The organism is Agrococcus sp. UYP33 (genome assembly GCF_054060915.1).
Genome location: NZ_JBSSDR010000001.1, coordinates 1304130 through 1327784, shown reverse-complemented (window position 1 = coordinate 1327784; position 23655 = coordinate 1304130). Strand labels below are relative to the sequence as shown.

Genomic DNA, 23655 nt, shown 5'->3' with positions numbered 1-23655 from the left:
CGGAGCCGCGAGCGACCCGTCGCGGCCGGCGATGGCGAGGAGTACGGTCTGCGCATGGACGCGGATCCGGTCGCCTCGAACCCCCACCTCTACGCCGTGCTGTTCGAGAACGAGCGCGTCCGCGTGCTGGAGTACCGCGACGAGCCGGGCGAGCGGAGCACCCCGCACCGGCACCCCGACAGCGTGATGGTGACGCTCAGCGCCTTCGACCGGCGGCTCGCCTCGGGCGACCGGCAGATCGACCTCTCGCTGCCGTCGGGCGCCGCCCGCTGGCTCGCAGCCCAGACCCACACGGGCGAGAACATCGGCACGACGCCGACGCACGCGATCTTCGTCGAGCTCAAGGAGCCGCAGCCTGCGGATGCGGCCGCGCGCACGCCTGCGGGCCCTGCCCCGCTGGGACCGGTGTGACCGACGCGGCACACCCGCGCATCCTCGCCGACACGGTCGTCCTGGCCGCCGCTGCCGCCGACCCGGTCGAGCGCGGGGCGGTCTGGCGGTTGGAGGAGCCCGAGCGGCACCTCGACGCGAACGTCGTCGCGCTGCCGCCGGGCGAGCGCATCGACGAGCACGTCGGGCCCGAGGAGGACGTGCTGCTGCACGTGCTCGCCGGGTCCGGGACGCTCCGCTCGGGCACGGAGGTGCTCGCGCTCGCCGTCGGCGGGATCGTCTGGCTGCCGCGGCGCTCGCGCCGCGAGATCACGGCGAGTGCGGAGGGCCTCCGCTACCTCTCGGTGCACCGCCGGAAGCCGGGCCTGCGGATCGGCGGTCGCGGGCTCTGAGCAGCACGGCATCGCCCACCGCGAGGCCGATGGCCACGCCGACGATGTCGGCGACCGCATCCCAGGGATCGCCCGAGCGCTCGGCGAGCACGAGGTGCTGCACGACCTCGGACACGACCGCATGGATGATGAGCAGCGGCGCGAGCACGACGGGCCGGATGCCCGCGAGCAGGCCGAGCAGCGCCGGCGCGAGGAACATCGCGGCATGCGCGACCTTGTCGACGCCGGGGAGGCCGCCGCCGGACGGCGCACGCGGGGCGTAGAGCCCGAGGAGCTGCACGACGATCGCGAGCGCGAAGAGCACGAGCCAGCCGCGGCGACCGATCCATCCCATGCGTCGATCGTCGCACCTCGTTGCTCGTTCCCCGTCGCCGGGAGCACGACGCAAGCCCCCGCCCCCGCTTGCGGCACCCCTGGGCCGTCCGCGCGCCGTCGGCCGATCGATCAGCCGGCCGGGCTTGCGTTGTGCCCGGGGCTGGCACGGCACGCGTCACGCGCTGGGATACTCGTCGCGATGAAGGCGCACGAGACGGTGATGAGCTGGGTGACGGCCGAGCTGCAGAGCGGCCGGCTGTCGATCGGCGACCACCTGCCCGGCGAGCGCGCGCTCGCCGAGACGCTGCACGTCTCGCGCGGCTCGCTCCGCGAGGCGCTGCGGGTGCTCGAGGCGCTCGGCACGATCCGCACGTCGACCGGCTCAGGGCCGAGGTCGGGCACGATCATCACCGCCGCGCCCGAGCAGGCGCTCGCGCTCGCGCTCGACATGCAGCTCGCGACCCGGCACGTCGAGCACGCGCACATGTACGAGGTGCGGCTGCTGCTCGAGACGTGGGCGGCCGAGCACGCGCACGCGGGCGGCGACCAGGGCGCCGCCGCGAAGCTGCTCGAGCGCATGGATGAGCCCGACCTGCCCGTCGAGGAGTTCCTGCAGCTCGACGCGGCCTTCCACGTAGAGCTGTCGCGCGCGGCCGGCAACCCGCTGATCAGCACCCTCATGGATGCGCTGCGCACGTCGATCGCCGATCACACGCTCGCGCGCGCCCGGTCGCTCCCCGACTGGACGGCGACCGCCGCGCGCCTGCGCTCCGAGCACCACGGCATCCTCGAGCGCGTGCGCGCTGGCGACCGAGACGGCGCCGCCGGGCTCCTCCGCGACCACATCGAGGGCTACTACGGCGAGACCGCCGACGTCGAGGACGGCGTGCCGCTGCCCTGACCGCGCTCCGGTCCCTTGACCGGGTCGACCATCGACGGCTATCGTTCGTGTGGTCCGACCACATCGACGAGGATCGAGCCATGAAGCGTCAGCTGCCCAAGATCAGTGAGCTCACCGAGCTCATGCAGTTCAAGAAGCCCGAGCTCGACGGACGCAAGCGGCGGCTCGACGCGGCGCTCACGATCGGCGATCTGCGCGCGATCGCGAAGCGGCGCACGCCCGCTGCCGCGTTCGACTACACGGACGGCGCGGCCGACGGCGAGCTCTCGCTGCACCGCGCGCGGCAGGCGTTCGAGGACGTCGAGCTGCACCCCGACATCCTGCGCCCGGCCGCGCACGTCGACACCTCGACGACCGTGCTCGGCGGACCGAGCGCGCTGCCGTTCGGCATCGCGCCCACCGGGTTCACGCGCCTCATGCAGACCGAGGGCGAGACGGCCGGCGCGGGCGCGGCGGGGGCCGCGGGCATCCCGTTCACGCTCTCGACCCTCGGCACGACGACGATCGAGGACGTCAAGGCGGCCAACCCGGCCGGCCGCAACTGGTTCCAGCTCTACGTCATGCGCCAGCGCGAGCTCTCCTACGGGCTCGTCGAGCGCGCGGCAGCGGCCGGCTACGACACCCTCATGTTCACCGTCGACACGCCCATCGCCGGCGCGCGCCTGCGCGACAAGCGCAACGGCTTCTCGATCCCGCCGCAGCTGTCGGTGAAGACGATCGCCAACGCCATCCCCCGGCCGTGGTGGTGGTTCGACTTCCTGACGACGCCGAAGCTCGAGTTCGCGTCGTTCTCGACGACCGGCGGCACCGTCGGCGAGCTGCTGAACGCCGCGATGGACCCGACCATCTCGTACGACGACCTCGACGTCATCCGCGGCATGTGGCCGGGCAAGCTCGTCGTCAAGGGCGTGCAGAACGTGGCGGACGCTGTGCGGCTCATCGACGGCGGCGTCGACGGCATCGTGCTGTCGAACCACGGCGGCCGCCAGCTCGACCGCGCGCCGGTGCCGTTCCACCTGATGCCGCAGGTCGTGCGCGAGGTGGGCAAGGATGCGACCGTCATGGTCGACACCGGCATCATGCACGGCTCCGACATCGTGGCCTCGATCGCGCTCGGCGCGGACTTCACGCTCATCGGCCGCGCCTACCTGTACGGGCTGATGGCTGGCGGCCGCCAGGGCGTCGACCGCACGATCGCGATCCTGCGCGGCGAGATCGAGCGCACGATGACGCTGCTCGGCGTCTCGTCGCTCGAGGAGCTCGAGCCGCGCCACGTGACGCAGCTCACGCGCCTCACGCCACTCGGCGGCGCCCCGGCCGCCGCGGAGCGCACCGCCCGCTGACCGCCCGCGCCTGTTGAGGGTTTGCGTCCCAGTCGAGGGCAACTCGGACGCGAAGGCTCAACAGGCGGTGGGTCAGAGGCGGGCGGCCGCCTGCATGAGGTGCGGGCCGGCGTTCCAGCCGGCGACGCCGGTCAGTCGGCCGGATGCGTCGGCGAAGTCGGTGAGGAGGCCCCCGCTCGCGAGCTCGTCGCTCGTCTCGCGCGCGTCGATGCCGCGCACGCCGCGAGCGCCGATCACCGCGCCGTAGGCCATCAGCGAGAAGCCGGTCGTCGGCGCCCAGGCGCCCGGGTCGTGGCCGAGCCCGAGGTCGTGCAGCAGGGCGCGCGCGGCATGTGCGCCCTGCGCGGTCGCGGCATCCCAGTGGTCGACGCGCACGCGGCCGAGCGGCAGCTCGGGGGCCGCCACGCTGCCCGCCGCGTAGACGCCGGGCGCTGCCGGCACGCGGAAGCGGTCGTCGACCGGGATCGCGCCGTCGAAGCCTGCCCACGCGGCGTCGGGCTGCGAACCCACGGCGACCACCAGCGCATCGCCAGCGATCTCGCTGCCGTCGTCGAGCTGCACGACCACGGCGTCGTCGCGCCCCGGGATGTCCGCCGAGCGGATCGCGACGACCCGCGCGCCGAGCCGCGCGTCGACGCGCTCCGCGTGCAGGGCCGCGAGCCGCGCCGAGATGTCGGCTCCGACCGCCTCGCGCAGCGGCAGCCGCGAGCGCCCGATGAGCGTGACCCGGGCGCCCGCGCCGACGTAGTGGCTCGCGACCTCCGCCCCGATGAAGCCGGCGCCGAGCACCACGATGCTCGCCCCCGCGAGCTCGGGCACCGCGCTCCGCAGCCGCTCGGCATCCGCCGCGCTGTGCAGCGCGTGCTGCCGCACGGCCCCGTCGATCGCGATGGCGTCGTCGAGCCGGCGCGGCACGCTGCCCGACGCGAGCACGAGCGCATCCGCCTGCAGCTCGCGCCCGTCATCGAGCACGACCGCGCGCGTCGACGCGTCGATCCGCACGGCGCGCGCGTCGACGACCTCGACGTCGGCCACCGACGGCAGCGCGATCTGCGCTCCCGTCAGGAGGCCCGGCAGCACCCCGGTGTCGACGAGCGTGCGGTTGATGGCCGGTCCGCCCTCGCCGTTGACGAGCCGGATGCGGCCGGCGAACCCCTCGCTCCGCAGCGTGCGGGCGCAGCTGTGCCCCGCCGCCCCAGCGCCGACGATCACCACGTCGTGCTCGATCGAATTCATCCGCTCCACCCTCTCGTCGCGCCTTGCACGCATACCCCCCTGGGGTATATCGTTCACCGTATCAGCACCGAGCAGCAGCGCTCGGGGCCCCTAGCTCGGAGGCGAACATGGCAACCACCCAGTACCAGGTGACCGGGATGACCTGCGGACACTGCGAGATGTCGATCCGCGAGGAGGTCGGCCAGATCGAGGGCGTCTCCGAGATCCAGGTCAGCTCGACCGACGGCCACCTCGCCGTCACCACCGCGGGCGCGCCCGTCGACGACGCCGCGGTCTTCGCCGCCGTCGAAGAGGCCGGCTACGAGGCCCGCGTCGCCTGAACACCCGGCGGCCACCCGGCTGCCCGCGGCATCCGCGACCCCCAGCTCCACCCGCGCATCCCGATCGACCCGCGCATCCCGATGAAGAGGAACCGATGAACACGCCAGCCCGCCTCAGCCTCTACGGCCTCGGCCTCGTCGCCGCGTTCGGCACGGCATTCCTCGTCTCCGGCGCGGTCGTGCCCGAAGCCGTCGTGGCCGACCGCATCGCGGCGACCGAGGACGGTCACGGCGGGCACGAGGACGCTGCGGCCGCCGCCCCCGAGGCGGCCGGCGCGGCGCTCCCCGGCCTGTCGCTCGAGGCGGACGGCTACAGCCTCAGCCCGGTCGCGGCGCCCGCCACGGTGGGCGAGGAGGGTGAGCTCGCCTTCACGGTGCTCGACCCGAACGGCGACCCGCTGCGCGAGTACACCGAGGAGCACGAGAAGGACCTGCACCTCATCGTCGTGCGGTCGGACGGCAGCGAGTTCCGCCACGTCCACCCCGAGATCGACGACGCGGGCGAGTGGACGATCCCGTGGAGCTGGGACGAGGCGGGCACCTACCGGGTCTTCACCGACTTCACCCCGGGCAGCGCCGAGGCCGGTGTCACCCTGACCCGCACGATCAGCGTCGAGGGCGACTTCGCCCCGGTCGCGGTCGAGGACGAGGTGCGCGAGGCCACGGCCGGTGACTTCGACGTGACGCTCTCGGGCGATCTCGCCGCGGGCGGCAGCTCGACGCTCAGCCTCGAGGTGAGCCGCGACGGCGAGCCCGTGACGACGATGGAGCCCTACCTCGGCGCCTTCGGCCACCTGGTCGCGCTCCGCGACGGCGACCTCGCCTACCTGCACGTGCACCCCGAGGGTGCTGAGCCCGAGCCGGGCCAGGTCTCCGGACCCACCGTCGAGTTCGCCACCGAGGCGCCGACCGCCGGACGCTACCTGCTCTACTTCGACTTCCAGGTGAACGGCGAGGTCCACTCGGCCGCATTCGTCCTCAGCACCTCGGGCGAGGCCACGGCCGCGACCGAGGCGCCCGCCGAGACCGGCGCTCCCGCCGAGAGCCCCGCCCCCGCTGACGACGGCCACGACGACAGCCACTGAGCTGTCCGGGCCCCACGCACTCCACGAGAAGGATCAGCACCATGACGACATCCGAGGTCACGACCGAGCGGCCGGCGAGCACCTACGAGCTCGAGATCGGCGGCATGACGTGCTCGTCGTGCGCCATGCGCATCGAGAAGAAGCTCAACAAGCTCGACGGCGTCGCAGCCTCGGTGAACTACGCCACCGAGAAGGCGAAGGTCACGGCGCCCGAGGACTTCGACCCGGCCCTGCTCATCGCCGAGGTCGAGAAGACCGGCTACACCGCGGTGCTGCCGAAGCCGAAGGCCACGACGCCCGAGGAGGGCGACGACGCGGAGCCTGTCGACCACGAGCTCGTCTCGCTGCGCCACCGCCTCATCGGATCGATCGTGCTCTCGGTGCCCGTCATCCTCATGGCGATGATCCCCGTGCTGCAGTTCACCTACTGGCAGTGGGCGTCGCTCGCGCTCGCGGCCCCGGTGATCATCTGGGCGGCCTGGCCGTTCCACCGCGCGGCGTGGATGAACCTCCGCCACGGCGCGGCGACGATGGACACGCTCGTCTCGGTCGGCACCGGCGCGGCCTTCATCTGGTCGCTCTTCGCCCTCTTCTTCGGCACCGCGGGCGAGCCCGGCATGACCCACGCGTTCGAGCTGTCGATCGCCCCGAGCGACGGCGCCGCCAACATCTACCTCGAGGTCGCCGCCGGCGTGACGATGTTCATCCTCGCCGGCCGCTACTTCGAGAAGCGCTCGAAGCGCCAGGCGGGCGCCGCGCTGCGGGCCCTGCTCGAGCTGGGCGCGAAGGACGTCGCGGTCGTCCGCGGCGGCGCCGAGGTGCGCATCTCGATCGACGACCTGGCGGTCGGCGACGAGTTCGTCGTCCGGCCGGGCGAGAAGATCGCGACCGACGGCGTGATCGTCAGCGGCCACAGCGCGATCGACGCCTCGATGCTCACCGGCGAGTCGGTGCCCGTGGAGGCCGGCCCCGGCGACGCCGTCACCGGTGCGACCGTCAACGCGAGCGGCAGGATCGTCGTCCGCGCGACCCGCGTCGGCTCCGACACCCAGCTGGCGCAGATGGCCAGGCTCGTCGAGGATGCGCAGTCCGGCAAGGCCGAGGTGCAGCGCCTGGCCGACCGCGTCTCGGGCATCTTCGTGCCGATCGCGATCGCGATCGCCGTCGTCGCCCTCGGCGCATGGCTCGGCGCGGGCTTCCCCGCCGCGAGCGCCTTCACCGCCGCCGTCGCCGTCCTCATCATCGCCTGCCCGTGCGCGCTCGGCCTCGCCACCCCGACGGCGCTGCTGGTCGGCACCGGGCGCGGCGCGCAGCTCGGCATCCTCATCAAGGGACCGGAGGTGCTGGAGTCGACGCGCAAGGTCAACACGATCGTGCTCGACAAGACCGGCACCGTCACGAGCGGCCGGATGACGCTCGTCGACGTGGCCACCGTGCCCGGCACCGACCGCCGCGAGCTGCTCCGCCTGGCCGGCGCGATCGAGGACGCCTCGGAGCACCCCATCGCCCAGGCGATCGCGAAGGGCGCCTCCGAGGAGCTCGAGATCGACCTGCCGGAGGTCGAGGGCTTCCGCAACGTCGAGGGCAAGGGCGTCAGCGGGGTCGTCGACGGGCGCGCGCTCGTCGTCGGCCGGCAGTCGCTGCTCGACGACTGGTCGATCGCCGCGGACGGCGAGCTGCAGCGCCGCAAGGAGGCAGCGGAGCACGACGGCAAGACCGCGGTGCTCGTGGCCTGGGACGGCGAGATCCGCGGACTGCTCGTGGTCGCCGACACCGTCAAGCCGACGAGCGCCGAGGCCATCCGGCAGTTCCGCGAGATCGGCCTCACGCCGATCCTCCTCACCGGCGACAACGAGACCGTGGCCAAGCGCATCGCCGCCGAGGTCGGCATCGACCAGGTGATCGCCGAGGTGCTGCCCAGCGACAAGGCCGACGTGGTCTCGCGGCTGCAGGCCGAGGGCAAGGTCGTCGCGATGGTCGGCGACGGCGTCAACGACGCCGCGGCGCTCGCGCAGGCCGACCTGGGCCTCGCCATGGGCACCGGCACCGACGCGGCGATCGAGGCCTCCGACATCACCCTGGTGCGCGGCGACCTGCGCAGCGCGGCCGACTCCATCCGGCTCGCGCGGCGCACGCTCGGCACCATCAAGGGCAACCTGTTCTGGGCCTTCGCCTACAACGTGCTGGCCATCCCGCTCGCGGCGCTCGGCCTGCTCAACCCCATGCTCGCCGGCGCGGCGATGGCGTTCTCCAGCGTCTTCGTCGTCGGCAACAGCCTCCGCCTCCGCTCCTTCAAGAGTCGCGCGGTGGATACCCAGTCGTCCGTTCCCGTCACTGCGTAGTGCCCGGCGACGACGCCTGTCCTCCCCCACCCCGAAAGGAACACCACCATGTGCGAAGCCCACAACCACGCAGCGACCGACACGGCCACCGACGCGGCAGCTGAGGAGACCACCGCTGCGGAGACCACCGCCCACGACCACGGCGCCCACGACCACGCGGCGCACGACCACGGCTCGCACGACCACGGCGCCCATGACCACGGCACGGATGGCGGCGCGCACCACCACGACGTCGCGGCCGTGGAGTCCGAGACCGCCGAGTGCCTCGTGATGCGCGGCAACTACGTCAACAAGGCCGACGCCGAGGCCGCCGGCCTGGTGCGCGAGCACGAGGGCACGAAGTACTACCTCTGCTGCGCCGCCTGCGGACCGCTCTTCGACGCAGCCCCCGAGAAGTACGCGGCGGCTGCCGCCTAACCGGCGCCCGACGCCAGCAGAGGCGCCGCCCCGATCGGGGCGGCGCCTCTGCTCTGTCGTGCCGGGTGCCTAGGCGTCGCTGCGCACCGGGTCGGCCAGCGCGGCGAAGGGGATGACCACCCACGCCTTGCGCAGCGTCTCGTGCACGACCCAGCGGCCCTTCCAGCCCTCGGGCGTCACGAAGAGCGAGCCGGCCTGCACCTCGAAGCTCGAGCCGTCCTCCTCGAAGATCGTCGCCCGGCCCGAGACGATCTGGCACATCTCGTGGTACTCCGGGCGCGTGCTGCTGAACGCGCCGGGGGTGACCTCCCAGACGCCCGAGCGGATGCCCTCGGCCGACTCCCACACGGTGCGGGAGGACTCGGTCTGGCCGGGCTCCTCCGCGGTCGCCTTGTCGTGGTGCTCGCCGGCGTCGGTCGTGACGACATCGGTGATGTGGATGGACTTCGGCATCGCTGCACGCTCCTCGTTGCGCCGGTGCGCGCCCTCCTGTGGGGCTGCGCAAAGCCAGTATCGAATGACCCGTTTCGATTGTCAACAATCAACAACCACCTAGTCAGCGAACGAAATCGCGCGTACGCTGAAATTGTCTACAATCCATCGGCGTCGGGCCATCCGCACCCGTCCCGAAGTCGGGAGCTCGCATGAACGGCGTCCAGACCCTCTCGGTCATCAACAGCCGCCCCACCGCGGTGGTCATCGCCGACCAGCTGCGCGAGGGCATCATCGACGGCGCGTTCTCGCCCGGCGACCAGATCAACGAGGCGCAGGTGGCGAGCCAGCTCAACGTCTCGCGCGGCCCGGTCCGGGAAGCGCTGCACCGCCTGGTGCAGGAGGGACTGCTGCTGTCACGCCCGAACCGCGGCGTCTTCGTGCAGGAGCTCACCATCCGCGACGTCAGCGAGATCTACGAGTCGCGCGAGGTGATCGAGTGCGCCGCCGCAGAGATCCTCCTGCAGCGCAGCGCCGAGGAGCGCGAGGTGACGGCCGAGCGCCTGGATGCCGTCGTCGATCGGATGCAGGTCGCGCTCGAAGCCGGAGACTGGTCGCGGCTCGGCCGCATCGACCTCGACTTCCACACCCTGCTCGTGACCGACGCAGGCAACAGCCGCCTCGTGCGGGCATACGCCACGCTCGCCACCGAGGCGCTCATCTGCCTGACGCACTTCCCGGGCGCGTACCCGAAGCCGGAGCGCGTGCTCCCGGGCCACCGGGAGATCGTCGAGCAGCTGCGGGACGGCGACATGGAGGTGCTCCACCGCACCCTGCACCGCCACCTCTCCCCCAGCAGCGCTGCGACACACGACCACGACCACGACGGCGCGCTGCGGCACGGCCGCGACGAGGCGCACGCAGCCGTGTAGTGGCCCGCTACGCCGCCGTGTAGCCGCCGTCGATCGGCAGCACGGCGCCGGTGATGTACGAGGATGCCGGCGAGCCGAGGAAGTAGATGGCCTCGGCGACCTCCTCGGGGCGTGCGAGCCGGCGCATGGGGATCGTGGCGGCCCGCTGCGCGCGGTACGCCTCCGGGTCCTCCCTCCGCTGGAACGACGCCTCGATCACCGGCGTCTCGGTGAGGCCCGGAGCCGCGACGTTGACGCGGATGTTCTGGGGCGCGAGCTCGATCGCGGCGCCCTTGCCGAGCATGATGAGCCCGCCCTTCGCCGCGGTGTACATCACCTGCCCGGGGATGCCGACGATGCCGAGCCTCGAGCTCACGAGCACGATCTGCCCGCCGCCGTCCCGCATCGCCGGCACCGCGTGCTTCAGCACCGCGAACACGCTCAGCACGTTCGCGTCGAGCAGCTGGGCGGCGCGGTCGAGCGCCATGTCGACGAGCTCGCCGTCGGCCTGCAGCCCGTGGCAGGCGACGACCGTGTCGAGCGGTCCGAGCTCGTCGACGGCCTCCGCGACGAGCCGCGCGACGAACCCCTCGTCGCCGAGGTCGCCCGGGAGGTAGCGCTCGCCCTCCCGCAGGGTCGCCGGCGGCGCTTCGCGGCGGCCGGTGAGGAAGACGCGCGCGCCCGCCGCGCGGAAGCGCTCCGCGACCGCCTCGCCGATCCCGCTCGAGGCGCCGGTGATGAGCACGGTGAGCGCCGCGGCGGCGCTCATGCGCGCGCCTCGCAGACCAGCTGCACCTCGACCGGGCTGTTCCGCGGCAGGCCGGCCACGCCGATCGCGGTGCGCGCGTGCCGGCCGTGCTCGCCGAGCACCTGGACGAGCAGCTCGCTGCCCGCATCCGCCACCCGCGACTGCTCGCCGAAGCCGGGCGCGCTCAGCACGAACACGAGCATCTGCACGATGCGCACGCGCTCGATGCCGCCGAGGGCGCTCGCCGCGACGGCGAGCGCGTTGAGCGTCGCCTGCGCCATGAGCTCGCGCGCCGCGTCGACCTCGACGGTGTCGCCCACGACCCCGGCGAGCGGCAACACCCCGTCGCGGTACGGCAGCTGCCCCGAGATGTAGACCGAGCCGTCGCGCGACGCCCGCCAGTTGATGTACTTCGGATCGTCGGCGATGACGGGCAGCTCGAGGCCGAGCGCCGCGAGCGCCGCGGCGGGGTCGGTCTCGGTGTCGGTCAGGGTGTGGGTGCCCGTGTGGATGCCCGTGTGGACACCCGTGTGGATGCCCGTGCGGGCGTCTGCGTCGCTCATCGGTCGTGCCTCTCCATCATCAGTTCAGCTGTCCTTGCGCGTCGACGGTCCAGGTCCCGAGCAGCTCGCCGGCGCGGTTCGCGATGATGAGCTGCTCGAAGCTGTTGACGACCGGGCAGACGTGGTGCGGGACGATCACGATGCGCTCGCCGACCGCCGGTCGCGCGCCGCCCTCCGGCAGCTGCAGGTAGCCGTGATACTCGTTGAGCCGCAGCAGGTAGCCGTCGTAGTCGGGCACCTGCCCGTAGCCGCGCTCGGGATTGCCCTCCCGCGCGAGCGCCTTCGTGCCGGCGTCGACGACGACGTGGGGGTGCCCCTGGTCGCTGACCACGGTCGTCGCGACGAACAGGCCGATGTCGTCGGCGCTGCAGTCGCCGATCCGCAGGTTGTCGAAGTCGTTGAACACGTACTCGCCCGGCCGGATCTCGGTGATGACCGGATCGGTGCTGAGCGCAGCGGTGGGCGTGGAGCCGGCGCTGACCGTCTGCGCCTCGATGCCGTGCTCGGCGAGCGATGCGACCGCCGTCCGAAGCGCAAGCGCCTGGTCGCGCGCCGCGGCCTCGGGCGCGCCGACGCTGCCGCCGTGGCCCGGGTAGGTGAAGACGCCGAGCGGCACGAGGCCGCGCGCCCGGGCGTGCGCCGCGAGCGCGCCTGCCTCGTCGGGCCGCACCCCGGAGCGTCGGGCGCCGCAGTCGATCTCGATGACGACGCCGAGCATGCCGACGAGGTCGCCCATCGCGTCGGCGAGCCGGTCGATCGCCGCGACGCTCTCGGCGCCGACGCTCAGCGACGTCTCCTGCGCCAGGCGCACGAGCCGCTCGGCCTTCATGCCGGTCGCCCAGAGCGGGTAGGCGAGGAAGATGTCGTCGCAGCCCGCCTCGGCGAAGATCTCGGCCTCGCTGAGGTTGCCGGCGGTGAGCCCGATCGCGCCGGCGTCGAGCTGCAGCCTGCCGATCTCGACGCTCTTGTGCGTCTTGACGTGCGGCCGGAGCGCCTTGCGGTGCGCATCCGCGAAGGCCTGCATGCGACGGATGTTCTCCTCGACGACGTCGATGAGCACGACGGGGGCCGGTGTGCTCACGCGATCGCCGAGCGCGGCGAGGACGGCCTGGAACGACTGCATCTGCATCTCCTACGAGCGCTCGCGCGCCGCGAGCATCGGGCCGAGCTGCTGCACAGGGAAGCGGTCGACGGAGCCGTCCGCCTCCAGCACGAGCAGCTCGCTGGCGTTCTGGACGGCGGTGCACGAGTGGGTCGGGATGAGCGGCAGCACCGTGCCGATCGGGTGCAGCGTCGACGCCCCCACGTCGAGGAAGCCGTGGTACTCGTTCACGCGGGTGACGGCGCCGACGCCGCCGGCGATCCGGCCGTAGTGGCCGTCGTCGTCGGCCTCCCGGCCGATCGCCATCGTGCCGACGTCGATGATCTGCGGATTCCCCGGCCCAGCGCTCACGACCGTCGTCGCGACGAAGAGCGCGATCTCGTCCGGGCTGCAGATGCCGTGGTCGCAGTGGTCCATCGAGAAGAAGACGTACTCGCCCGGCCGGATCTCGGTGATCCCGGGCGCGATCGACCACGCGAAGGTCGGCGTGGAGCCGGCGCTGACGATGCGCGGCTCGATGCCGACCTCACGGAGGCCGGAGGCGGCGGCCGCGAGCGCCGCGGTCTGGTCGTGCGCCGCGCCCTCGGCCGCGCCGAGCGCCCAGCCGTGACCGGGGTAGGTGAAGACGCCGGCGACCACCATGCCGCGGTCGACGGCGTACCGGGCGAGGTCGCCGGCTGCGTCGGGCGCGACCCCGGAGCGCCGCCCGCCGCAGTCGAGCTCGATGACGAGCTCGAGCCGATCGACGCCGGCGAGGCCGGTGTCGACCATGGCGTCGACCGCCTCGCGGCTGTCGAGCCCGATCTTCAGGTCGACCGTCTCGAGCAATCGCCGGACGCGTGCCGCCTTCGGCGCCGACAGCCACAGCGGGAACGCCAGGAAGATGTCGTCGACGCCGTCGGCGGCGAAGACCTCGGCCTGATGCAGGTCGCTGACGGTGATGCCGCTCGCGCCGGCCGCCAGCTGCATGCGCCCGATGTCGACCGACTTGTGGGTCTTCACGTGCGGGCGGAGCGCGACGCCGTGGCCGTCGGCGAACGCCTGCATCCGCGCGATGTTCTCGCGCAGCACCTCGCCGAGCACGACCACCGCCGGGGTGTCGAAGGCGTCGCCGTGCTGCCGCACCGCGTCGACGATCCTGTCCATGCCCCTCCTCGGTCGGCTCGGCCAAGGGCCGGGCATCGGCGGACCTAGCCCAGCAGGCTGACGATCACGTTCTTCGGCTCGCTCATCTCCAGCACGGCGCTCGCCACGCCCTCGCGCCCGACGCCCGATCGCTTCGAGCCGCCGAAGGGCATCGAGTCGATGCGGAAGTCGCTCGTCTCGTTGACGAGCACGCTGCCGACGTGCAGCCGATCGACGGCGTGCATCGCGGTGGCCATCGACGCCGTGAAGATGCCCGCCTGCAGCCCGAACTCCGTGTCGTCCACGCGGGCGAGCGCGTCGTCGAGGTCGCTGTAGGCGACGATCGAGACGACCGGCCCGAACACCTCGTCGCGCAGCACCTTCGCGTCGTCGGCGACGTCGAGCAGCACCGTCGGGTCGTAGAACGCGCCGCGGCGCCCGCCGCCGATCGCGAGCGTCGCCCCGTCGGCGATCGCCTCGTCGACCCAGCCCTCGATGCGGCGCGCCTCGCGCTCGGAGATGAGCGGGCCGACGTCGGTCGCGCTGTCGCGCTTCGACCCCACGACGAGCTTCGACGTGCCGTCGACGACGAGGTCGACGAGCTCGCGGTAGCGGCTCTCGTGCACGTAGACGCGCTGCACCGAGAGGCAGTTCTGGCCGGCGACGCCGAAGGCGCCGTCGACGATGCCCGCTGCGGCTGCAGCGACGTCGCCGTCCTCGCACACCACGACCGCGTTGTTGCCGCCGAGCTCCATCAGGATCTTGCGCGCGCCGGCCGCCCGCACGAGCGCGTCGCCCGTGACCGGTCCGCCGGTGAACGAGACGGCGGCCACTCGCGGGTCGCTGACGAGCGCGGTGCCCGCGTCGCGCTCCGAGACGAGCACGGCCATCCGGCCCTTCGGCACGCCCGCGCGCAGCAGGATGTCGAGCAGCGCGAGCGCCGACAGCGGCGTCGCCTTCGCCGGCTTCAGCACCACGGCGTTGCCGGCGATGAGCGCCGGCCCCACCTTGTGCGCGACGAGGTTCATCGGGTCGTTGAACGGCGTGATCGCCGCGATCACCCCGAGCGGCGCCCGGCGGTTCCAGCCGAAGCGGCCGGCCCCGCGCGGGGTGTCGGCGAGCGCGAGCGTCTCGCCCTCGAGCAGGTGACCGGATGCTGCCGAGAGGCGGATGGTCTCCGCCGTGCGCGCGGCCTCCCGCGTCGCCTCGGTGATGGTCTTGCTGCTCTCGGCCGAGATGATGCGCGCGAGCCGCGCCGACTCCTCGCGGATGAGGGCGGCCGCCCGCTCGAGCGCCTCGCGCCGCTCCCACAGCTCCCAGTCGTCCTCGCGGAGGCTGCGCTGCACGCCGGCGATCGCGCGCTCCATCGTCGCGGTGTCGCCGACGTGGACGCGAGCGATGAGCGCGTCGTCCTCGGGATCGGTGACGCCCAGCGAGAGGTCGTCCGTGATCCATGCGCCGTCGACATACCCCCCGCCCGGGATGCCCAGGGCATCGAGCCCCGCATCCCTGTCCATCACGCTGATCGCCTCACCGACGTTGCCTGCACCCATCGTTCGCATCCTCCTCGACGCTTCCTCTCAGCTCAGCTGAACTTGTCCTGCAGGCCGTAGTAGGCGCCTCCTGCGCGGAGGTGCAGCCACGGCTCTCCGAAGTACCCGGGGATCCAGGGGTTCTTGAGGTCGCGCCAGATGTTGGCCTCGGGGTTGCCCGAGATGACGTCGACCATGACCTTGCCCATGTAGTTGGCCATCTGCACGCCGTGGCCCGAGTAGTTCAGCGAGTAGTGGATGCCCTTGTGCTCGCCCGCGTGGACCATCTGGTCCATCGAGATGTCGACGAGGCCGCCCCACATGTAGTCGATCCGCGCGTCGCGCGTCTGCGGGAAGATGTGGTGCATCGCCTTCTGCAGGATCTCGCCGCTCTTGCGGTCCTGCGACGGGTCGGAGAGCGCGAAGCGCGCGCGGCCGCCGAAGAGCAGGCGGTTGTCGGGCGTGATCCGGAAGTAGTAGATGAAGTTCTTGCTGTCGGACGCCATGCGCCGGTTCGGCAGCAGCTCGTCGACGACCGCCTGCGGCAGAGGCTCGGTGACCACGATGAAGCTGCCGACGGGGATGATGCGGCGCTGCTGCCAGCCGAAGGGCTTGCCCGTGTAGCCGCTCGTGCCAAGCACGACGTTGCCGGCGCGGACGGTGCCGCGCGTCGTCTTCAGGTCGTGGATCGTGGTGTCGCCGATGCGCTCGACGTCGACGACCTCTGCGCGCTCGTGGATGGTGGCGCCGGCGTCGACGGCGAGGCCCGCGAGGGCGTGGCCGAACTTGCCGACGTGCATGCCCGCGCCGAGCGGGTCGACGAGGGCGCCGTGGTAGACGTCGGAGCCGATCTCCTTGCGGATGTTGGCACGGTCGACGAGCTCGACGGGCTGGCCCACGAGCCGCTTGAGCGCCTCCGCGGTGTGCCGCATGCCCTCGAAGTGCGAGGCCTTCCAGGCGAGGTTCATCTTGCCGGAGCGCTCGTAGTCGACGTCGAGGTCGTGGTCCTTGACGAGGTTCTCGATGAGGTCGATCGCCTTGTTGTACTCCTGGAAGTACCCGATGGCTCGCTGCTCGCCGTAGCGCTTCATCGCGCTGCGGAAGCCGATCGCGAGGCCGGTGGTGGCCATGCCGCCGTTGCGGCCCGACGCGCCCCAGTTGACGGTGTTCGCCTCGAGCAGCGCGACGGACTTGCCCGCCTTCGCCGCGTGGTAGGCCGTCGAGAGCCCGGTGAAGCCGCCGCCGACGACCGCGACGTCCACCTCCTTGGGGATCGGGGTGCTGCTGTAGTCACCGCTCGGCGTGGAGGTGTCGAGCCAGTAGGAGTGCATCTTCACGGGGGTCTCCGTCGTTTGTCTTGGTGCGTGGGTGCGTGTGAGGGACCGGGCGGGGCGCGGAGCGCGCCCCGCCCGGTCGTGCCCGCTACTCGGCGGGTCGGGTGAACTCGGTGATCAGGCGACGCTCGAGCGGGTCGCGAGCGATGTCGACCCACGTGCCGGCCTCGCCCTGGACGACGCGGTCGTGCGCGATCGGCACTGCTGCGCCGAGCTGCATGATCGCGGCCTCGATGTCCATGGTCGCCTGCTGGCGGTCGTCGCCGACCGGGAGCGGCTGGCCAGCCGCGACGAGCTCGTCGACCGACGGGTCGCAGAGCCGGGCGATGTTGAAGCCGCCCTCGCAGGTGAAGTCCGCGGCCTCGAACGACAGCGGGTCACCCGTGTCGAGCAGCACGTTGCGCGACATGATCGCGGAGTCGAAGCCGCCGGAGAGCAGCTCGTCCTCCATGTTGATGTACTCGCGCACGTCCTGCGTCACCACGAAGCCGGCGGCCTCGAGCTGCTCCTCGAGCCGCACCGCGATCTCGGGCAGCTCCGCGCGGTCGGTGTAGGCCGCGAGGACGATCTCGACGCCCTCCACGTCGGCGGGCTCCGTGGTCGGCTCGACGTCGCCGCGGAGGTCTGCCGCCCACGGGATGGCCGGGCCGATCAGGCCCTCCGCCACGTCGGCGCGGCCCTCGTAGATCGTGTCGACGATGACCTGCGGGTCGATGGCCGCGTAGGCCGCGGCGCGCACCGCCGGGTCGGCGAACGGTCCGCTCTCGGTGTTGAGGGCGAGGTACGTGGTGCGCGACTGCTGCACCTCGAAGGCCATCGTCTCGTCGAGCAGGCCGGCCTGCGAGACGGGGATCGTCTCGGCGACGTCGGCCTCGCCGGAGCGGAGCGCTGCGGCGCGGGCTGCGCCGTCGGGCACGAAGGAGACGTCGATGCCGGCGGCCTGGGCCGTCTCGCCCCAGTAGTCCTCGTACCGGTCGAGCGTCGCGGTGGTCGTGCCGCTGAGCTCGGTGAGCTCGAACGGCCCAGTGCCGGTGCCGATCGGGCTCACGGTGCCGTCGTCGCCGTAGGCGGCATCCGAGAAGATCGAGAGCTGTGCGCTCGCGAGCCGGTTGACGAGCAGCGGGTCGGGCACGTCGGTCGTGATGGTCACCTCGAAGTCACCCGTGGCGGAGGCGTCGAGCTCGACGCCCCTGAGCACGCGCGGCACCGGGTCGGCCGCGGCCGCCTGGTCGAGGCTGTTCTCGACCGCGGCGGCGTCGAGCGCCGCACCGTCGTGGAAGGTGACGCCCTCGCGGATCGTGAACACCCAGGTGAGGTCGTCGGTCTGCTCCCACTCGGTCGCCAGCAGCGGCTCGATCTCGAGGTCCTCGTTGAGCCGCACGAGCGACTCCGCGGTGCTCCAGCGGCTGAGCTTCGTGGCGTCGTCGCTGAACGGGCTGAGCGCGGTCTGCGGCGGCTGGAGCATCGCCAGCCGGATGCGCTGGTCGCTGCCCTCGCCGCTGCCCCCGCCCTCGCTGCTGGCGGGATCCGCACCGCCACCGGCACAGCCGGCCAGGAGGAGCGCTGCCGACGCCGTGAGGGCGACGGCGGCCCCGACCCTGCGCCTGAGTGTCTTGCTCATGATGGTGTTCCCTTTCATTGCCATGCGGAGGTCGTGCGGGGTCAGGCGATGCCGAGGGCGCGGTTGACCTCGTCGAGCGAGGTCATGCGCACCGCGCCGTAGGCGGGCAGGTCGGGGTCGTAGCCGCGGTCGAGGAACACCTTGTTGGTGAAGCCGAGCTTGGCCATGGGGATGTGGTCGTAGAGCTGGTGCGACGAGATGTGGAGGAACTCCGACGGCTTCGCGTCGAGCTGCCGCAGCATGTGGTCGAAGGCCTGGACGCGCGGCTTGTAGGCGCCGGTCTGCTCCGCGGTGATCACCGCGTGGAAGGGCGCGCCGAGGCGGGGGATGAAGGTGTTCAGGTGCCGGTCGTCGGCGTTCGAGAGCGCGACGAGCGGGAAGTGCTCGGCCATCTTGGCGAGCGGCTCGGGCACGTCGGGGTGCGCGCCCCACTCGAGCACGTCGCGCTGGATCGCGGCGACGTCCTCGTCGCGGGCCTCGATGCCGTAGCGCTCGCAGATGCGGCGGAAGGAGCGCTCGAGCACCTCGTCGTAGGGGCGGTACTCGAGGACCTCGTCGTAGCGGATGAAGCTGAAGTCGGCGAAGAAGGGCTCGAGCTGGTCGGCCGGCAGGCGGTCCTTGACGATCGGCTCGACCGTCTTGCGCATCTCGAAGTAGATGAGCGTGCCGATGACGTCGAAGGAGATGTACTTCGGACGAGGGAGTTCGATGGACATGTGCGCCTTTCGGTGGTGGTGCGGGACGGCTATCGGGTGACCGACGTGACGTCGGTCGTGGGCGGGACGCTGGTGGTGGGGAGGGCCGTGGGGATGAGGCCCGTGCGCTGGTCCGTGATGTTGCGCAGCGGCTTCCGGCGGCGGCTGACCTTCGCGCGGCCGCCGCGGAGGTCGATGCTGAGGCTCGAGAGCGAGACGGCGAAGATCGAGAGCAGCATGAGCGCGCCGGCGGGCACGAGCACGACGAGCGGCGCGCGCTCCACGTAGGGCAGGCCCTCGGCGAGCACGAGGCCCCAGTCGGATGCCGGCGGCTGCGGGCCGAGGCCGAGGAACCCGAGCGCGGCGAGGGCGAGCGCGATGCCGGGGAGGCGGAGGCACGCGTGCCGGAAGACGGGCCCGACGACGCTCGGCAGCACGTAGCGCAGCAGCATCCGCACCGGGCCGACGCCGAGCACCGGCGCGATCTTCACGTGCGGCTGCGCCTTCACCTCGGCGACGAGCGCCGCGGTGTGGGCGGCGAGCGGCGCCCAGCTCACGAGCGTGACGGCGACGGCCGCGCCGAACGAGGACGGGCCCATGACGGCGGCGATGATGAGGCCGGCGAGGATCGGCGGCGCGGCGTTCGTGACCTCGATGGGCCCGGCGCCGAGGTTCGGGAAGAGGCCGATGAGCAGGCCGAGCCCGAGGCAGACCGCCGCGACGACGGCGCCGACGCCGATCGTCGAGAGCGCGCCGTGCGAGATGCGGGCGAGCACGTCGCGACCGCTGGCGTCCGCACCGAGCGGGAGCTCCCAGCTCGGCGGCTGCAGCCGGGTGAAGTCGAGCGCGAAGGGATCGCGCGGCAGGCCGGCGAGGATGACGACGAGGAGCAGCACGAGCATCGCGGCCGGGAGCAGGAGCGCCCACTTCGAGCTCGGCGTCTTCGGCACCGCGGCGGGCAGGGAGTTGGAGCGCAGCGCCGGTCCCAGCAGCAGCCGGCGCAGCAGCGTCGCGCCGATGCCGAGCACGACCGCGAGCAGCATGAGCAGGATGACGCCGCCCTGCAGCATCGGGAGGTCCTGCGACTGCGCGGCCGAGAGCGTCGCGCGGCCGATGCCGGGGATCGCGTAGACCTGCTCGATGACGACGGCGCCCGCCGTGATGCCGACGAGGATGAGCGACATCGGCGCGGTCACGCCCGGGAGCGTGCGGCGGATCACCGCGAGGATGATCCGAGCCTTCGAGAACCCGGCGACCTGCCAGGTCGCGACCCAGCGCTCGCTGAACGTGCTCGCGAGCGCGTCGGAGAGCAGGCGTCCGAGGAAGCCGCCGGCCGGCAGGCCCATCGACAGCGCGGGGAGCACGATGTAGTTGATGCCGCGCCAGCCGAAGGGCGGGAACCAGCCGAGCCAGACGGCGAAGACGACGAGCAGCACCGAGGCGAGCAGGAACTCCGGCAGCGCGGTGAAGGCGGCCGCGAGGCCACCGCCCGTGCGGTCGGAGCGGCCGGCGAGGCCGCGGCGGAAGGTGCGGATCGTGAGCAGCGCAGCGAGGATCACCGCGACGACGAGCGCCGCGAGCATCAGCGTGAGCGAGGTGCCCAGCGCCTCGAGCATCACCGGCATGACCGGCTCCTTGGTCGTCCAGGAGACGCCGAAGTCGCCCTGCACCGCCTTGCCGACCCACGCGAAGAACGCGCCGAGCGGACCGGCCTCGAGGCCGAGCTCGCGCCGGATGGCCTCGAGGGCCTCCGGGGTCATCTCACCCTCGGCGTAGCGGGTGCGGAAGACCGAGGCCGCGATGTCGCGGCCGGAGAGCAGCGGCAGGATCCCGAGCAGGAAGATGACGACGAGGATCGTGCCGACGCGGGAGAGCGTCGAGATCAGCGCGGCCTTCGAGCCGCTCGAGAGGGCGGTCCGGCGCTGCGTGCCTCGCAGCGCGGGGACGGCCTGGGTCGAGAGTGCCATTTCGCGTGCCTTCCTAGGCGATCTGCAGGTCAGCGGGCATGACGTGGAGGGTGGGGATGGCGTCGAGCAGCTCCTTGGTGCGCTCGTGCCGCGGATCCGTGAGGACCTCCTTCGTGGAGCGGTCCTCGACGATCTCGCCGCCGTGCATCACGACGGTGCGCTCGCACAGGCTCGCGACCATCGACAGGTCGTGCGAGACGACGACGATGCCGGTGCCCCGCTCCTCTGAGACCTTGCGCAGCAGGGCGACGATCGCCTCGCGCATCGGCAGGTCGAGGCCGCTGACCGGCTCGTCGGCGAGCAGGAAGTCGGGGCGCGTCGCGATGGCCCGGGCGATGGCGAGGCGCTGCGCCTGCCCGCCGGAGAGCTCGTTCGCGCGGCGGTGCATGAACGTCTCGTCGAGGCCCACGGAGTCGAGCGCCTCGCGCACCATCTCGTCGTGGTCGCCCGCGACGCCGAGGCGCACGAGCGGCTCGCGCACGAGCTTCGCGACCGTCATGAGGGGGTCGAGCGTGCTCGCGGGGTCCTGCGGCACGTACTGCACCTTGCGGCGGTACCACTTCAGCTTGCGCACCTCGGCCGGGAAGACCTCCTTGCCCTCGCACGTCACCGCACCGGTGTCGGTGGTGTCGAGCGCGAGCATGAGGCGCAGCAGCGTCGTCTTGCCGGAGCCGGAGACGCCGACGATGCCGACGCGCTCGCCCGCCGCGATGGTGAGGGTGGTCGGGTGGAGCGCCGTCTTCATCTCGCGCTTGCCGAACAGGCCCTTGCGGGGCATGGCGTAGGCGCGGCTGACCTCGCCGATGTCGTAGAACATCGCGCGGGTCGGCGCCGGCGCGGCGTCCTCGGCGCGGAGGTCCGCGAGCTCTTGGCGGAACCGCTCGACGTACGGGTCGACGGTCGCGGCGCGGGCGGCGCGGATGAGCTCGCGCGTGTAGGGGTTCTTGGGGGCGGCGAAGATCGAGTGCACCTGGCCCGCCTCGACGACGTCGCCGTCCTTCATGACGACGGAGTCGCTGCACAGCTCGGAGGCGACCGCGAAGTCGTGCGTGATGAAGAGGAGCGCCGGCGTGTGCTGCCCGGCGGTGTACTTCTTCAGCACGTCGAGCACGCGCTTCTGCGTGACGACGTCGAGGGCGGTGGTCGGCTCGTCCGCCACCATGAGCCGCGTGTTGCACGCGAGGGCGAGGGCGATGCAGATGCGCTGGCGCTGGCCGCCCGAGAGCTCTGCCGAGAAGCGGTCGATGATCGTCTCGGGGTCGGGCAGGCCGACCGACTCGGCGAGCTCGACGGCCGCCTGCAGCGCGTCCTCGCGGGAGAGCCCGCGGTGGCGGCGGAGCGGCTCGATGATCTGCTCGCGGATGCGGACGAGCGGGTTGAGCGCGACCGCGGAGTCCTGGAAGACCATCGCGACGCGCGCCTCCTCGGGGCGCTTCGAGGCCGGCACGCCGAGCACCTCGACGCCGTTGACCTTGATGCTGCCCGAGGTCACCGCGTTGGAGGGGAGGCGGCCGAGCACGGCGCTCGCCGTGAGCGACTTGCCGGAGCCCGACTCGCCCAGCAGGCAGACGCGCTGGCCGACGCGCACCGAGAACGAGGTCCCGTTCACGATCGTGCGGCCGCCGATCGAGATCCGCAGATCTGTCACTTCGAGACTGTGCATGCTCACCCCGTCCAGAGAATCGGTGCCTGCTCCGTTGCTGGCCTACGGGTGACGCTAGACCTCCTAGCGGCAGATTGTCAACAATCCAATCATCTCGTTACCGCTCCGAAACATGGCCGTCACGCGCGGCGCCGGCGCAGCTCGGCGATGACGGCGCCGCCCACCTCGACGGTGGAGAGCGAACCGCCGAGGTCGGGCGTGACCTCGCCGCGCTCGAGCACCGCGGTGAAGGCCTCCTCGAGATCGGTGGCGATGTCGTCGTGCCCGAGGTGGCGCAGCATCATGGCGCCCGCCCAGATCTGCCCGATCGGGTTCGCGATGCCCCTGCCCGCGATGTCGGGCGCCGAGCCGTGCACCGGCTCGAACATCGAGGGGTGCTCGCGCTCGGGGTTAAGGTTGGCGCTCGGCGCGATGCCGATCGAGCCGACCGCGCCCGCGACGAGGTCGGAGAGGATGTCGCCGAACAGGTTCGAGGCGACGATCACGTCGATGCTCTGCGGCGACCGCACCGCGCGCGCGGCGAGCGCGTCGATGAGCACCGACTCGAGCTGGATGCCGTCGGCCTGCGCGACGACCTCGGCCACGACCTCGTCCCAGAAGGGCATGGTGTGGATGATGCCGTTCGACTTCGTCGCCGAGACGAGGCGCCCGGAGCGGCCCTGCGCGACCTCGACGGCGAACCGCGTGATGCGCTCGATGCCGTGCCGCGTGAAGATCGACTGCTGGTGCGCCGCCTCGAACGGCGTGCCCTGGTAGCTGCGGCCGCCGACGGCGGAGTACTCCCCCTCGACGTTCTCGCGCACGATCACGACGTCGATCTCGGGATCGCCGGCGAGCGACGAGCGCACGCCCGAGAACGAGCGCACCGGGCGCAGGTTGACGTACTGGTCGAACTCGCGGCGGATCGGGATGAGCATCCCCCACAGCGTCTCGACGTCGGACACGTCGGGGTGGCCGACGGCGCCGAGGAAGATCGCGTCGGTCGCGGCCATCGTGGCGATCGCGTCCGTCGGCATCATGCGGCCGTGCTCGCGGTAGTAGTCGCTCCCCCACGGCTGCTCGCGCCACTCGAGGCGCACGTCGTGCCCCTCGACCGCGGCCTCGAGCACCTCCATCGCGACGGGCATGACCTCCAGGCCGATCCCGTCCCCTGCCAGCACCGTGATCACGTGGGCGTTCATGTCGTCCTCCTCGTCGAGCTGCTGATGCAGACTGTCAACA

23 protein-coding genes are annotated in these 23655 nt (G+C 72.2%); 9 read left to right on the top strand and 14 right to left on the bottom strand.

The window, feature by feature from the left end:
• The first annotated feature begins 54 nt into the window (after positions 1-54).
• Positions 55-411, top strand: coding sequence for a cytoplasmic protein (locus tag ACVWW9_RS06525; RefSeq protein WP_456514863.1), 357 nt, complete (start codon positions 55-57; stop codon positions 409-411).
• Positions 408-782, top strand: coding sequence for a cupin domain-containing protein (locus ACVWW9_RS06520; protein ID WP_456514862.1), 375 nt, complete (start codon positions 408-410; stop codon positions 780-782). Before ACVWW9_RS06525 ends, ACVWW9_RS06520 begins: the two co-directional genes overlap by 4 nt.
• Here ACVWW9_RS06520 and ACVWW9_RS06515 read toward each other — a convergent pair.
• On the bottom strand, positions 700-1116 hold the full coding sequence (locus ACVWW9_RS06515) for a VanZ family protein (RefSeq protein WP_456514861.1): 417 nt from the start codon (positions 1114-1116) through the stop codon (positions 700-702). The genes ACVWW9_RS06520 and ACVWW9_RS06515 overlap by 83 nt on opposite strands.
• Before the next feature lie 180 nt (positions 1117-1296).
• Here ACVWW9_RS06515 and ACVWW9_RS06510 point away from each other — a divergent pair, with 180 nt between their 5' ends.
• Together ACVWW9_RS06510 and ACVWW9_RS06505 are read left to right on the top strand one after the other, a co-directional pair.
• Entirely contained in the window at positions 1297-1998 is a 702-nt protein-coding gene (locus ACVWW9_RS06510; protein ID WP_456514860.1) for a FadR/GntR family transcriptional regulator, read from the top strand.
• Between the two features lie 80 nt (positions 1999-2078).
• Positions 2079-3341 (top strand): alpha-hydroxy acid oxidase, encoded by a 1263-nt coding sequence (locus ACVWW9_RS06505; RefSeq protein ID WP_456514859.1) that lies wholly within the window; start codon positions 2079-2081, stop codon positions 3339-3341.
• A gap of 72 nt (positions 3342-3413) precedes the next feature.
• Here the strand turns inward: ACVWW9_RS06505 and ACVWW9_RS06500 are convergent, their stop codons facing one another.
• Positions 3414-4577, bottom strand: coding sequence for an FAD-dependent oxidoreductase (locus ACVWW9_RS06500; protein ID WP_456514858.1), 1164 nt, complete (start codon positions 4575-4577; stop codon positions 3414-3416).
• A 107-nt stretch (positions 4578-4684) separates the two neighbouring features.
• Here ACVWW9_RS06500 and ACVWW9_RS06495 point away from each other — a divergent pair, with 107 nt between their 5' ends.
• The 4 genes from ACVWW9_RS06495 to ACVWW9_RS06480 all read left to right on the top strand — a co-directional run bounded on the left by ACVWW9_RS06495 (position 4685) and on the right by ACVWW9_RS06480 (position 8741).
• Positions 4685-4897, top strand: a complete 213-nt coding sequence (locus tag ACVWW9_RS06495; protein ID WP_456514857.1) for a heavy-metal-associated domain-containing protein — start codon at positions 4685-4687, stop codon at positions 4895-4897.
• Positions 4898-4992: 95 nt separating this feature from the next.
• A complete protein-coding gene (locus ACVWW9_RS06490; RefSeq protein WP_456514856.1) occupies positions 4993-5982 on the top strand; it encodes a heavy-metal-associated domain-containing protein in 990 nt (329 codons plus the stop codon).
• 41 nt (positions 5983-6023) lie between these two features.
• Positions 6024-8324 (top strand): heavy metal translocating P-type ATPase, encoded by a 2301-nt coding sequence (locus tag ACVWW9_RS06485; protein ID WP_456514855.1) that lies wholly within the window; start codon positions 6024-6026, stop codon positions 8322-8324.
• Positions 8325-8372: 48 nt separating this feature from the next.
• Positions 8373-8741 carry a YHS domain-containing protein gene (locus ACVWW9_RS06480; RefSeq protein ID WP_456514854.1) on the top strand — a complete coding sequence of 123 codons (369 nt, stop codon included), beginning with the start codon at positions 8373-8375 and terminating at the stop codon, positions 8739-8741.
• Positions 8742-8810: 69 nt separating this feature from the next.
• Here the strand turns inward: ACVWW9_RS06480 and ACVWW9_RS06475 are convergent, their stop codons facing one another.
• Positions 8811-9194, bottom strand: a complete 384-nt coding sequence (locus ACVWW9_RS06475) for a cupin domain-containing protein (RefSeq protein WP_456514853.1) — start codon at positions 9192-9194, stop codon at positions 8811-8813.
• 191 nt (positions 9195-9385) lie between these two features.
• Here ACVWW9_RS06475 and ACVWW9_RS06470 point away from each other — a divergent pair, with 191 nt between their 5' ends.
• A complete protein-coding gene (locus ACVWW9_RS06470; RefSeq protein WP_456514852.1) occupies positions 9386-10105 on the top strand; it encodes a GntR family transcriptional regulator in 720 nt (239 codons plus the stop codon).
• 7 nt (positions 10106-10112) lie between these two features.
• Here ACVWW9_RS06470 and ACVWW9_RS06465 read toward each other — a convergent pair whose 3' ends face one another.
• The 11 genes from ACVWW9_RS06465 to ACVWW9_RS06415 form a co-directional block, all read right to left on the bottom strand.
• Positions 10113-10853: an SDR family NAD(P)-dependent oxidoreductase gene (locus tag ACVWW9_RS06465; protein ID WP_456514851.1), complete on the bottom strand. Its 741-nt coding sequence runs from the start codon at positions 10851-10853 to the stop codon at positions 10113-10115.
• The gene (locus tag ACVWW9_RS06460; protein ID WP_456514850.1) at positions 10850-11395 is read right to left on the bottom strand and encodes a RidA family protein; all 546 of its coding nucleotides are present in this window, start codon (positions 11393-11395) and stop codon (positions 10850-10852) included. The genes ACVWW9_RS06465 and ACVWW9_RS06460 overlap by 4 nt, the downstream gene beginning before the upstream one ends.
• A gap of 19 nt (positions 11396-11414) precedes the next feature.
• Positions 11415-12518, bottom strand: a complete 1104-nt coding sequence (locus ACVWW9_RS06455) for an alanine racemase (protein WP_456514849.1) — start codon at positions 12516-12518, stop codon at positions 11415-11417.
• A gap of 9 nt (positions 12519-12527) precedes the next feature.
• Positions 12528-13643: an alanine racemase gene (locus ACVWW9_RS06450; protein WP_456514848.1), complete on the bottom strand. Its 1116-nt coding sequence runs from the start codon at positions 13641-13643 to the stop codon at positions 12528-12530.
• Between the two features lie 44 nt (positions 13644-13687).
• The gene (locus ACVWW9_RS06445; protein ID WP_456514847.1) at positions 13688-15175 is read right to left on the bottom strand and encodes an aldehyde dehydrogenase family protein; all 1488 of its coding nucleotides are present in this window, start codon (positions 15173-15175) and stop codon (positions 13688-13690) included.
• Between the two features lie 32 nt (positions 15176-15207).
• Complete coding sequence (locus ACVWW9_RS06440) at positions 15208-16485, bottom strand: NAD(P)/FAD-dependent oxidoreductase (protein WP_456515410.1); 1278 nt, start codon at positions 16483-16485, stop codon at positions 15208-15210.
• Between the two features lie 91 nt (positions 16486-16576).
• A complete protein-coding gene (locus tag ACVWW9_RS06435; protein ID WP_456514846.1) occupies positions 16577-18109 on the bottom strand; it encodes an ABC transporter substrate-binding protein in 1533 nt (510 codons plus the stop codon).
• A 41-nt stretch (positions 18110-18150) separates the two neighbouring features.
• On the bottom strand, positions 18151-18825 hold the full coding sequence (locus ACVWW9_RS06430) for an HAD-IA family hydrolase (protein ID WP_456514845.1): 675 nt from the start codon (positions 18823-18825) through the stop codon (positions 18151-18153).
• Between the two features lie 29 nt (positions 18826-18854).
• Complete coding sequence (locus ACVWW9_RS06425) at positions 18855-20771, bottom strand: ABC transporter permease subunit (RefSeq protein WP_456514844.1); 1917 nt, start codon at positions 20769-20771, stop codon at positions 18855-18857.
• Positions 20772-20784: 13 nt separating this feature from the next.
• Entirely contained in the window at positions 20785-22419 is a 1635-nt protein-coding gene (locus ACVWW9_RS06420) for an ATP-binding cassette domain-containing protein (RefSeq protein ID WP_456514843.1), read from the bottom strand.
• 134 nt (positions 22420-22553) lie between these two features.
• Positions 22554-23615 (bottom strand): isocitrate/isopropylmalate dehydrogenase family protein, encoded by a 1062-nt coding sequence (locus ACVWW9_RS06415; RefSeq protein ID WP_456514842.1) that lies wholly within the window; start codon positions 23613-23615, stop codon positions 22554-22556.
• Positions 23616-23655: the final 40 nt, after the last annotated feature.